Source organism: Halomonas sp. CSM-2, from assembly GCF_002119345.1.
Lineage (GTDB): Bacteria > Pseudomonadota > Gammaproteobacteria > Pseudomonadales > Halomonadaceae > Vreelandella > Vreelandella janggokensis.
The window spans coordinates 262,895-272,190 of the sequence record NZ_NBYR01000002.1 but is presented as its reverse complement, the minus strand read 5'-3'; the positions used below and the strand labels follow the sequence as shown (position 1 = coordinate 272,190).

The window sequence follows — 9,296 nt, the reverse complement described above, 5'->3', positions numbered from 1 at the left end:
CTTTAATAATGTGATCAGGTAATTCATGTGGGCGCTTGCCTTGATAATTGGTGATTTATCACCCTCATCGGCAAGCGCCCACATGAATTACCTGATCACATTATTAAAGAGCGTTTCGCTTGCGGGCCTCAAAACCTGACGTGGCCGCTGCTAAGCGAGGAAGGCGTATTCTACGCACTTTCCAATGTTTGTCAACGGCTGTTTGGCAGAAGCGAAGGAAATGTTTAACTCAACTTCCCTTCCTGCTATTTGCCTAACCTACTGACAAACCGAGGTTTTTACACCTCATTCACCGCTGGCAACGCTGGGCGTCCCCGGCAGCGGATGCGTACTTTACGGCTTTGCTGACGAGTTGGCAAGAGGTATTAAAAATAAAAAAAGCGACAGGTCTGATTCAAAGAACCAGGCCTGCCGCAAACCACCGATCAGAACGCCTGACCAGAGAGTGCCCGTTCGCGGCCTGCGGCCGCGCTAACCGTTAATCAGATTTCAAACCCCAGACCAAAGTCCTCACTGGACATTGCCATCAGGCTACCCGCACCCGACTGGATCATTTGCGCGTGCGCCTTGGTGCGCGGTAACAACCGCTGGTAATAGAAACGCGCAGTGTTCAACTTCGCGGCATAGAAAGACTTTTCTTCGCCCGTCAGAGACAACGACGCCTGCTTGGCAGCCCGAGCAAACAGGTACGCGAGCGTGACATAGCCGGAATACATGAGGTAATCAACGCTTGCCGCCCCAACTTCTTCGCGGTCCTGCATGGCTTTCATGCCAACGCCCATGGTCAGCTCGCCCCATTCGGCATTCAGCTTGGAAAGCGGCTCGACAAACTCTTTGAGGTCGGCATTGTCGGCTTCTGCCTTGCAGAACTTGTGAATTTCCTTGGTAAACACCTTCAACGACTCACCCTGGCTCATGAGCACTTTACGGCCCAGCAGGTCGAGCGCCTGAATACCGGTCGTGCCTTCATAGAGGCGGGTAATTCGCGCATCACGGACCAGTTGCTCCATTCCCCACTCTTTGATGAAGCCATGACCACCGTAGATCTGTACGCCCTCATTAGTGCTTTCAAAACCGACTTCGGTCAGGAAGGCTTTAACAATAGGTGTTAGCAAGCCCAGCAGGGTTTCAGCATGATCCCGGTCTTCACCCGGCTCACCATGCTCCACCACATCGAGCATTTGTGCGGTATAAAGCACCAGCATACGGCCACCTTCAGCAAAGGCTTTTTGCGTTAGCAGCATGCGGCGCACATCGGGATGGACGATAATCGGGTCAGCAGGCTTTTCGGGAGCCTGTTTGCCGGACAAGCCACGCATCTGCAAACGGTCACGAGCATAGCTCAGTGAGTTCTGAAAACTCGCTTCAATCAGACCCAGCCCCTGAATCCCGACCCCAAGACGTGCCGCATTCATCATGGTGAACATGCACGCCAACCCCTTGTTGGGCGGTCCCACGAGGTAACCGGTTGCGCCATCGAAGTTCATCACGCAGGTAGCGTTTCCATGAATACCCATCTTGTGCTCCAGCGAACCACAGGTGACGCCATTGCGTTCGCCGGGATTGCCTTCTGCATTCGGCAGAAATTTGGGGACAACAAACAGCGAAATGCCCTTGGAGCCTTCAGGCGCATCGGGCAGCTTTGCCAGCACCAAATGCACGATATTCTCGGCAAGGTTGTGCTCACCCGCCGAGATAAAAATCTTGGTGCCGGTAATCGCGTACGCATTGTCCGCAACGGGTACCGCACGCGTCTTGATCAAACCGAGATCAGTACCGCAATGCGGCTCGGTCAGGCACATGGTTCCTGTCCAAACGCCCTCAACCAACTTGGTGAGATAGGTGGCTTTTTGCTCGTCGGTGCCATGGTGCCTTAGCGCATCGGCTGCGCCATGGGAAAGCCCTGGGTACATCCCCCACGCCAGGTTAGTTGCGCAAATCATTTCTGACAGCATCATCGCCAATGAAGGCGGCAGCCCCTGGCCACCTTGCTCGGGGTCTGCAGCCAGACTGGGCCACCCACCTTCTACATACTGCTGATAAGCCTCTTTAAAGCCTTTGGGTGCTTTAACTTCTCCGCCTTCCAGCAAGCAGCCTTCTGCATCGCCGCTTTGATTGATGGGCAGCAGTACGTCACGGGCAAAGCGCGCTCCCTCTTCCAGAATGGCGCTCACCACGTCAGGAGAAGCGTCCTCACCGTTGGGCAGAGAGGCATAATGGGCGGGATAGTCAAACATTTCGTCCATGACGAAACGCATGTCACGCAAGGGGGCCTGGTAGCTGGGCATGGCACTTCTCCTAAACAGGGGGCTGAAAGCAACGAGCATCTTCAGAAAACGGCTTTCAAACGCATGTTTGAAAATTAGCGCGAGCCCGCCCAGTAGTCAAGCAGTCGTTTTAATTTAGCCGTCCAAATCGCTACCACTTTGGTCGCCCAACGGGTCAGTCATGCCTCAGAAAAAAATAAAGCCTGCCGACGAGAACACCGGCAGGCTATCTAATAGCGGATGAATAGGACATTTATTACTGCATTCGAATACCACCGTCCAGCCGGATCACTTCTCCGTTCAACATCGAGTTGGTAATAATCTGCTCTGCCAACTGGGCGAATTCTTCTGGCTTGCCCAACCGTTTAGGGAATGGAACGGCGGCGGCCAGCGCCTGGGCGGCTTCGTCAGGTATTTCACTCATCATGGGAGTTTCAAACACGCCGGGGGCAATGGCCATGACGCGAACGGCATGACGCGAAAGCTCCCTGGCAGCAGGCAGGCTCATACCCACAACACCCGCTTTGGAGGCACTGTATGCACACTGCCCCACCTGCCCATCAAATGCCGCTATGGACGCCGTATTGATGATTACCCCACGCTCGCCGGTCTCATTCGGCGTGTTTTTGGCCATTGCGGCCGCCGCCAGGCGCATGACATTAAAAGTACCGACGAGATTGATATTGATCGTTTTGGTATAGCTTTCCAGGTCAGCAGGATTGCCTTCGCGGTCAACCAGCTTGGCAACACTGACAACGCCTGCGCAGTGAATGACACCCGAAAGCCCGTGTTCGCCGCCCAATGCTACGGCGGTATCAACTGCCTGCTGCATCTGTTCTTGAGACGTGATATCCGCCAGGCATGCACGCGCGTCTTCCCCCAACTGCTCTGCATGGGACTTGACACTGTCGCTGAGGTCGCACAAGACGACGCGAGCACCAGCAGCCACGAGACGCTCTGCTGTCGCAGCCCCTAAGCCTGAAGCGGCGCCGGTGATTAAAAATGTATGATCCTTCACCTGCATAGTCGTGTTTCCCTGTCATGAAAGTCGTTATTGGCTCAAGTTGACGTCTTCTGCTGCTTGAGCGCGTAACTTGAAGCGCTGAATTTTGCCGCTTGGCGTCTTGGGGAGTTCGTCGACAAATTCGATGACCCGGGGAAATGCATGGGCCGACAAACGCTCGCGTACCTGCTGACGAATTTCATCCGCCAGGGCTTCGCTTGCCGCGTAGCCGTCACGCAACACAATGTACGACTTGATCACTTCGCCCCGAATATCATCCGGCTGACCAACCGCTGCCGACTCTGCCACAGCGGGGTGTGCCATAACGCTGTTTTCGACATCGGTCGGGCCCACACGGTACCCGGACGTCGTGATGATATCGTCATCACGGCCAGCAAACTGAAACGACCCATCCTCGTTGCGAATCACTACATCGCCAGTCAGGTAATACCCCTGCACAAAGGGATCTTTTTCCTGCCAGGTATAACCCTGAAAAAAGTGCGCGGGCGACTGTTCAATATCCACGGCCAGAACCCCCGGCTCGCCGGGCGGCAACTCATTGTACTCAGCATCCAGAATCGCCAGGCGGTACCCGGGCATGGGCACTCCCATGCCACCGACATGTTTGGGGTGATCAAGGGCATGGTGGTTGTTACACGTCATCCCGGTTTCGGTTTGTCCATAGTGGTCCATCACCGAACAGCCCAACGATGCCTCCACCCATGAAACCACTTCGGTATTCAAGGGCTCACCCGCTGAACTGGCGGCACGCAACTCAAGCGTTTGATGAGCGTCATCGAAAAGGCCTGATGCCTTCATTAGCCGATAGGCCGTTGGCGCTGCGGCAAAGTTGGTAATACGGTGGCGCTTCATGAACTCAAGCGCTCCTTCGGCACTGAACCCTGCTTCGCAAAAGTGGGTCGTGACCCCCAGAAGCAACGGGCCTGCAATCGCATAGTAAAGCCCGTACGCCCAGCCGGGGTCCGCCATGTTCCAGAAGCGATCTTCCTCGCGAAGGTCAACCGCCAACTCCATGTAGAGAGCGAATGCCGTCATACCGGAAAGCGGCACGGCAACGCCCTTTGGCTTGCCCACCGTCCCCGAAGTAAACATCTGCAGGAAAGGCTTATCCGCTGACAGGCGGGGCGGCTCACCGCTCATTGACGTATGCGTCAACGCTGTTTGCCAATCATGGTCGTCAGAATGCTCTCGGGTCGGCCCACCGACTGCCAAGACGGGTGGGCATTGGCCCAGACCATCAAACTTGTAACGGTTTGCATGGTCGGTAATGACAAGCCTGGAGTCAGCCCGCCCCAACCGATAATCCACTGCATCGGGTCCAAAGGCAGTGAACAACGGTTGGTAAACCGCGCCAATACGCCAGGTCGCCACCACAGCTACCAAAAGCGCCAGCGAACGGGGGAGCATACACGCAATGCGATCACCCTCGCCGAGTCCTTGAGCTTGAAACCAGCCCGCCAGCTTAGCGCTCTGCTGGTCGAGTTCCTTATAGCTCAACGTGTGCGTCGCACCTTCCAGGTCCTCCTGCACCAGAGCCAACACCTCGCCCCTGCCGGCACGGACATGGCGCCCACAACATGCTTCGAAGGCGTTTAACTGACCGTCCTGATGATCATCAAGTTTGGCGATGACTTCTCCGATGGAAAACGAATCAAGGTAATCCGAATAATTGGGGCGTGATGTCGCTGTCATGATGGCTCTCTTGGGTATTGTTGGTAGTGAGCATCGGGTTACGCAGGCGTCGGCATTGTTTTTATCAGTTTACGTTAACGGAACCCTTTGAATAAAACTACGCTAAAAGCAAACACGAAGAAGCGCAAGCGAGTCGTGGCGTTTACTGGTTATACGTTAGTCGCGCAAAGCCAGAGAGTCACTCTGTTCATCCTGACGGGCCATGATCATTGCGACCAGTTCATCGGCCAGATCATCCGGTGTTCTAGGGCCGTCCGGGTCGTACCAGCGCACCGTCCAGTTCAAAGCACCCAGTACAAAGCGTGAGACCAGGAAGCGATCCCCATGAATCAGCCCTGCTGCCAAGGCATCATCGATCACCGCCACCCACAGCGCTTCGTACGCATCACGCAGATGGCTCAGATGAGCGCTGGCATCAGGTGTTAACCGTCGCCACTCAAACAACGCCACCACGTGGGCATTGCGATCGGTAAACAGTGTTTCGAGGTGCGCTCGCGCCATTGCGCGAAGACGCACCTCGGGGTGATCTGCGCAGCTATCGAGCGCACGACGCGCAATCAACAGCGCATTGTGAGTGCCTTCTTCAATCACAGCCGCCAGGATTTCCTGCTTATCTTTAAAATGGTGGAACAAGCTACCGGACTTGATACCCATTTCCTGCGCCAGCATGCGCACCGTGGTACGGTCGAAGCCTTCCTGAACAAAGAGCTGAGCCGCGAGGCGTGTTAATTCCTTGCGACGAGGAGATGCATTCATTACATTCATGTCGTTCACACTAGCGCTTGCTTGGTTACCTCGGAGAAGACCACAGCACCGACAACGGGTCAACGCATAGCGCACCTCTCAGTGAGATAATCACAATAACCTTTATGGAGAACACCATGAGTAACGCTAAAGACATCGTGTTTCTGTCGGCAACACGCACCCCGATGGGCGGCATGATGGGTAGCCTGTCGAGCATGAGTGCTACCGAGCTGGGCGCGATTGCCATCCGTGCCGCCATTGAGCGCGCCAGTATCGACCCCACGACGATCGAAGAAGGCATTATGGGCTGTGTACTGCCGGCGGGCGTTAAACAGGGCCCGGCACGGCAAGCCATGCGCCAGGCAGGCATCCCCGATGCCAACGGCGCCACCACCATTAACAAGCTGTGTGGCTCGGGAATGAAAGCCACCATGCTGGCTCACGACCTGATCAAGGCAGGCAGTGGCAATGTCATCCTGGCTGGCGGCATGGAGTCCATGTCCAACGCTCCCCACGTTCTCACCAAGGCGCGCAGCGGTTATCGGTTAGGTCACGGGGAACTGAAAGATCACATGTTCCTGGATGGCCTGGAAGATGCCGAGACCGGCAAGTTGATGGGCGTCTTCGCGCAGGATGTCGCGTCTCAGCGTGGCTACACCCGCGAGCGGCTTGACGATTTCGCCATCGCCTCGCTCGAACGCGCCATGGCGGCCACCAATGCAGGGCATTTAGATGCCGAAATGGCCGCCGTCACCGTTACCTCGCGCCATGGCGAGGCTATGGTTGAACATGACGAGCAGCCCTTTCAGGCCAAACTGGACAAAATCCGCCAACTGCGCCCCGCCTTTGCCAAGGAGGGCACCATTACTGCTGCCAACTCAAGCTCGATATCTGACGGCGCATCGGCACTTATCCTGGCCAGCCAGGCAGCGGCGGATCAGCACGGCCTTAAACCGATGGCGCGCATGCTGGGGCACACAACCCACTCACGCCACCCGAGCGAGTTCACGATCGCGCCCGTGGGCGCGATTGAAAAGTTGATGAAGAAGCTGGATTGGAACGTTAGTGACGTTGACCTCTTTGAAATCAACGAAGCCTTTGCCGTGGTAACCCTGATGGCAATGGATGACTTGGGCCTCCCCCACGACAAGGTCAATGTCTTTGGTGGCGCCTGCGCCCAGGGTCACCCGATCGGCTCTACCGGCTCACGCATCATTGCGACATTAATCCACGCGCTGCGCACCAAAGGCGGCAAGCGTGGTATTGCAAGCCTGTGCATCGGCGGCGGCGAAGCCACGGCCGTCGCGGTTGAGTTGATGGATTAGCCAACGATTTCCCGGGTAAAACAATATTGATTCACGCCCTGGCAACGTTTCAGCCAGGGCGACTCGACTACTTAGCGAGGCCATGAGTATTGCTATGAAGCGGCCAGCAAACGAACATCAGGGCCCTTCTTGCCGGGGCGGGCTGTGGCACTACCATCTTGGCTAAGCTGCTCCCATTCGGGATACTCGATGCCCTCTTCATTGGTGCGGTCATGACCTTCGTCTGCGACCTCCCCATCGACACTGAACTGACCGGCATATTCCCGCATTTGCAATGCTTCGCGGGATAGCACCTCCGCGCTATGGGCAGCCTGATTGACCAGGCTCATGGTTCCCTGGGTAGTCGTGTCGATCTGCACGACGGCCTGATTGACCTCCTCTATACCCCGCCGCTGCTCCTCCGACGCATGGGCCATCTGGATCATCAAGGTATCCACATGACGAGCCGCCTGCATGATAGATCTGGTGTGTTCACCCGCCTGCTGCGAAAGCTCACTGCCTTGTTCCACACTATCCCGGGATGCCTCGATACGCTTCCGAATGTCGCTAGCGGCATTGGCGCTGCGCGTCGCCAACGCACGTACCTCGTTGGCGACGACCGCAAAACCACGGCCATGCTCACCGGCACGGGCCGCTTCCACCGAGGCATTAAGCGCGAGGATATTGGTCTGAAACGCAATACTTTCAATCATTCTGATAATGCTTTGAATTTCTTCGGAGTGACGATTGATCGCTTCCATTGTCATAATGAACTGAGAGATCACCTCATCACCCTGCTGCGCCTTGTGTGACACATCCGCAGTTGACTGACTGACATGCGACGCGCTCTCCGCGTTTTGATTCACCGTGGCGGTCAATTGCTCCAGACTCGCCGCCATCTGTTGCAAGGCGGACACCTGAGTATCTGTCTGCCTCGCCAAACGCTGGTTCTGTTCGGTCATTTCCTGGCTATTACTGTGCACCTGCTCGCTACTTACAGTCAGTCGATTCACCGTCGTACGCAGTGATTGCTGCATATAGGCAAGCTCACTGAACAGTTGACCAATCTCGTTATTTGCGTGCGACTCAACCGGAACAGAGAGATCACCTTTGGCGATGCGCTGGAAATGCTTAGTAATGGCTCTTAGAGGTCGAAGCACATTTTTAAAGACGCCCCACACGACCACTGACACGACCATCAGCGAGGCGACCAGCGCTGCGATCACCCCCCAAAAGAGTAGTGATGACACTTCCTCGAAACGTGCAAAAAGCGCATTACCGCGCTGCGCTGAGGCATCAAAGAATGCGTCGGCACTGTCAATAAAGCGCTGACTGCTTTCGTCCACTCGCGACTCCCCCGAGAAGAAACCCGTTATATCGCGATCTTGAAGCATCATCATCTGCAGACTGAGGTTATTGTTAACAAATGATTGAAAGTCAGATGCTAACTGATCGACGATCGCCTGCTGTTCTTGATCAAAATGACTTGCCTCGAAGCGGGTAAAATCCTCTGCTGCCGAGGCAAGCAGTTGCTCCGCCTCATCTATCAGGGGATCGGGGCGATCAAACGACGGCGTCCGAATCAGTTCCGCTGCCCGGTTCATTTGGATACGTGCGCGCAATAGCTGATTGTAAGCACTGTTGAGCTGGCTAATCTGTGTCATGTCGCGTTGATGCAACGAGGTAAATGCCTCACGACCAAAATGATTGGCGAACAACCCAAGCCCGCCAATCACGACTACCAGGCCGCTGAACATTACCAGCACCAACGTCCAGCTTGCTTTAACACTTAACGCATTGAGCCATTTCATCCCGCCCCTCCCTTTGACTGTGATTTACTCAGACGTATGCAGTGGCAGCCACAACTGCAAGCGACGACGAATTTCCTGCAGCGCCTGCTGATAAGCATCTGGCTTGTTGATCAGTCTGGGATCACGGATATCCCAATAAAGAGTCTCTCCGGCCTTCCCCTGCCAATCGCGACAGGCCTGAAGATCCTTGTCACAAAGCACAATCACGTAGTCGAAGGCTTCGCTTTCAAACGCATCAAGCGACTTGCTGTACAACCCTTCTGTGGAAAGTCCTTGCTTGTTAAGGGCATCGAGGGTCAGCGCATGAGGTTCATCCGGCTCGGTGCCCGCGCTGAACGCCTCGAATCGGTCACCGGCCATATGACGAAGCAGCACCTCACCCATCAATGAACGTGCAGAATTGGCGTTGCAAAGAAATAACACACGACGTTTGGACATAAATAAACAACCTCTT

The 9,296-nt window shown here is 55.4% G+C and carries 7 protein-coding genes; 1 reads left to right on the top strand and 6 read right to left on the bottom strand.

Annotation, left to right across the window (positions count from 1 at the left end; translation table 11 throughout):
- Positions 1-482: 482 nt before the first annotated feature.
- From B7L15_RS02765 to B7L15_RS02750, 4 genes are all read right to left on the bottom strand, one after another.
- Positions 483-2,288 carry an acyl-CoA dehydrogenase C-terminal domain-containing protein gene (locus B7L15_RS02765; RefSeq protein ID WP_085917513.1) on the bottom strand — a complete coding sequence of 602 codons (1,806 nt, stop codon included), beginning with the start codon at positions 2,286-2,288 and terminating at the stop codon, positions 483-485.
- A gap of 235 nt (positions 2,289-2,523) precedes the next feature.
- On the bottom strand, positions 2,524-3,291 hold the full coding sequence (locus B7L15_RS02760; RefSeq protein WP_085917512.1) for an SDR family NAD(P)-dependent oxidoreductase: 768 nt from the start codon (positions 3,289-3,291) through the stop codon (positions 2,524-2,526).
- 27 nt (positions 3,292-3,318) lie between these two features.
- The gene (locus tag B7L15_RS02755; RefSeq protein WP_085917511.1) at positions 3,319-4,983 is read right to left on the bottom strand and encodes an AMP-binding protein; all 1,665 of its coding nucleotides are present in this window, start codon (positions 4,981-4,983) and stop codon (positions 3,319-3,321) included.
- Positions 4,984-5,139: 156 nt separating this feature from the next.
- Complete coding sequence (locus B7L15_RS02750; protein WP_085917510.1) at positions 5,140-5,739, bottom strand: TetR/AcrR family transcriptional regulator; 600 nt, start codon at positions 5,737-5,739, stop codon at positions 5,140-5,142.
- A gap of 125 nt (positions 5,740-5,864) precedes the next feature.
- Between B7L15_RS02750 and B7L15_RS02745 the strand changes: the two genes are divergently transcribed.
- Positions 5,865-7,052, top strand: a complete 1,188-nt coding sequence (locus B7L15_RS02745; RefSeq protein WP_085917509.1) for an acetyl-CoA C-acyltransferase — start codon at positions 5,865-5,867, stop codon at positions 7,050-7,052.
- Between the two features lie 92 nt (positions 7,053-7,144).
- Here B7L15_RS02745 and B7L15_RS02740 read toward each other — a convergent pair whose 3' ends face one another.
- Together B7L15_RS02740 and B7L15_RS02735 are read right to left on the bottom strand one after the other, a co-directional pair.
- Entirely contained in the window at positions 7,145-8,842 is a 1,698-nt protein-coding gene (locus B7L15_RS02740; protein WP_085917508.1) for a methyl-accepting chemotaxis protein, read from the bottom strand.
- A 24-nt stretch (positions 8,843-8,866) separates the two neighbouring features.
- Positions 8,867-9,280 (bottom strand): arsenate reductase ArsC, encoded by a 414-nt coding sequence (locus B7L15_RS02735; RefSeq protein ID WP_085917507.1) that lies wholly within the window; start codon positions 9,278-9,280, stop codon positions 8,867-8,869.
- Positions 9,281-9,296: the final 16 nt, after the last annotated feature.

What these genes read in the sequence shown, in the direction of transcription:
- B7L15_RS02765 (WP_085917513.1), bottom strand. Translation starts at nt 2,288, where the DNA reads ATGCCCAGCTACCAGGCCCCCTTGCGTGACATGCGTTTCGTCATGGAC.
- B7L15_RS02760 (WP_085917512.1), bottom strand. Translation starts at nt 3,291, where the DNA reads ATGCAGGTGAAGGATCATACATTTTTAATCACCGGCGCCGCTTCAGGC.
- B7L15_RS02755 (WP_085917511.1), bottom strand. Translation starts at nt 4,983, where the DNA reads ATGACAGCGACATCACGCCCCAATTATTCGGATTACCTTGATTCGTTT.
- B7L15_RS02750 (WP_085917510.1), bottom strand. Translation starts at nt 5,739, where the DNA reads ATGAATGCATCTCCTCGTCGCAAGGAATTAACACGCCTCGCGGCTCAG.
- B7L15_RS02745 (WP_085917509.1), top strand. Translation starts at nt 5,865, where the DNA reads ATGAGTAACGCTAAAGACATCGTGTTTCTGTCGGCAACACGCACCCCG.
- B7L15_RS02740 (WP_085917508.1), bottom strand. Translation starts at nt 8,842, where the DNA reads ATGAAATGGCTCAATGCGTTAAGTGTTAAAGCAAGCTGGACGTTGGTG.
- B7L15_RS02735 (WP_085917507.1), bottom strand. Translation starts at nt 9,280, where the DNA reads ATGTCCAAACGTCGTGTGTTATTTCTTTGCAACGCCAATTCTGCACGT.